This is a genomic window from Moorena sp. SIO2C4 (genome assembly GCF_010672485.1).
Taxonomy (GTDB): domain Bacteria; phylum Cyanobacteriota; class Cyanobacteriia; order Cyanobacteriales; family Coleofasciculaceae; genus Moorena; species Moorena producens.
This window is the reverse complement of sequence record NZ_JAAHGN010001337.1, coordinates 1-1709: the sequence shown is the minus strand read 5'-3', so window position 1 is coordinate 1709 and position 1709 is coordinate 1. Positions and strand designations below refer to the sequence as shown.

Genomic DNA, 1709 nt, shown 5'->3' with positions numbered 1-1709 from the left:
ATCCAAGCCCCCGTTGGTCCCCCAATTTTGGGGGACTTCTACCAGCAAATTGATTCTTGTTCCCCCCAGAATTGGGGGGCTAGGGGGGCAAAATTCAGTATCAAAAAACTTTTCAGATATCCTCTGAGCATCTGGGTTACGGGCTTCGAGGCGATCGCAAGCGGCTATTTCCCTTGGGTCAACCTCAAAATCGCCTGTTTCAATATCAATGGCAACAATCTTGCCGTGATTCCCTGCTTCGACCTTTGGACGCACCTGAGTTTCGTAGATTTCATCACCACGTCGAGCAAATTCTTCTTTGCTGTATCGAGGTTGTCGGACTGTCATTGGAATGATCTTGTTTCAGCTTTACGCCTCTATTTTAACTTAGTCGTGGGGCGCACTCATCAAGCAGGATTCCCATAGGTTGTCAGCAGTAAGCTTTGACTTTATTCACGCTAACCATAAGTAGACAACGTAAAGTGGTTGGTGTAAACCTGTTATTAGCTTGCTTCGTCGTTAATTCAATAATCCCCTATTTCCACTGATGTCGTTACTCAGTTTGGAGGGAATACTGGTGACAATTAGAGCAATTCTCTAAGCTAACAATATTGAGGAATAGTGATATGGATGAAGTGGTTAGAAAGTTTGCTGCACTAGGCTTACCTGGTGTGATACTTCTAATTGCTATGGCAACAACGGGATTTACTGGAGCAGCAGCGATCACAGCGGCTTTGGCAATGTTAGGTCCATTCGGAATGATCGGAGGCATTGCTTTTCTTGGGGTGGTGGGAATAGCTGCTGATGGCTTATCGAAATTCGGACTTGAAGCATTACTGGTTGGAATATATAAAGAGCGCCAACAAGAAGGAGAATCTAAAGCATCTCTCTGTAAAGAGATTGAACGGTTAATGGTTTCTCGTGATTTGAAACGCAAACTCAAAGAAGAAGTGAATAATGGTAAATCTTCGGTTGAGGATAGGCGGGCATCGAATTCATCATCTTTTGATAATTTAGGAATAAAGAAATATAAAGTTGATTGGAAACGCAAACTCAAAGCAGAAGTAAATAATGGTAAATCTTTGGTTGATGATAGGCGTGAATCGAAACAGGATATTGATGAACACTTAGATATTGAATCTATAGAGGATATTGATGAACACTTAGATATAATTGATAAAATGAAGGGGAGGGAGTTTAAAAAATTTATGGCTAAATTATTTAAGCAACTGGGCTACCAAGTGAAGCGCACTGCAGCAACTGCGGATTATGGAGCCGATCTGGTAATTAAAAAAGGGGAGATAAAGGCTGTTGTTCAAGCCAAGATACAACAAGGTAGCGTAGGGATTAAGGCCGTTCAGGAAGTAACAGGGGCAATTGGCTATTATCAGGCGAACCTGGGACTAGTTATCACTAATAGTAAGTTTACAGAACCTGCAAAAAATCTGGCAGCTAAGACTGACATTATGCTTTTTGATAGGGATGATTTGAAAAAATTAATTAAAAAAGTATATAAGCAAAAGCCTTCTGAAGATAGCTGAGGGGGTGACATGAGCCCCAAAAAGCTTACTCTATAAGGCTTTGATGCCAATGGGCTCATGGAAGATACAGTCGGAAATTAACCCTCAAGTCATTGTCTTGATGCAAAGCGCGAGTGGGGGAAACCACGGCAGTCGCTCATGGGGGGAACCCCCAAGACCGCGCTGCCTCCCCTGTTCCGAAGCTGCATC

At 42.7% G+C, this 1709-nt stretch carries 1 protein-coding gene and 1 pseudogene; one reads left to right on the top strand and one right to left on the bottom strand.

What is annotated here, in order from left to right:
- Positions 1-123: 123 nt before the first annotated feature.
- Positions 124-327, bottom strand: a pseudogene (locus F6K20_RS41055) (hypothetical protein); the annotation flags it as partial.
- 278 nt (positions 328-605) lie between these two features.
- Between F6K20_RS41055 and F6K20_RS37260 the strand changes: the two are divergent.
- On the top strand, positions 606-1520 hold the full coding sequence (locus F6K20_RS37260; RefSeq protein WP_008188725.1) for a restriction endonuclease: 915 nt from the start codon (positions 606-608) through the stop codon (positions 1518-1520).
- Positions 1521-1709: the final 189 nt, after the last annotated feature.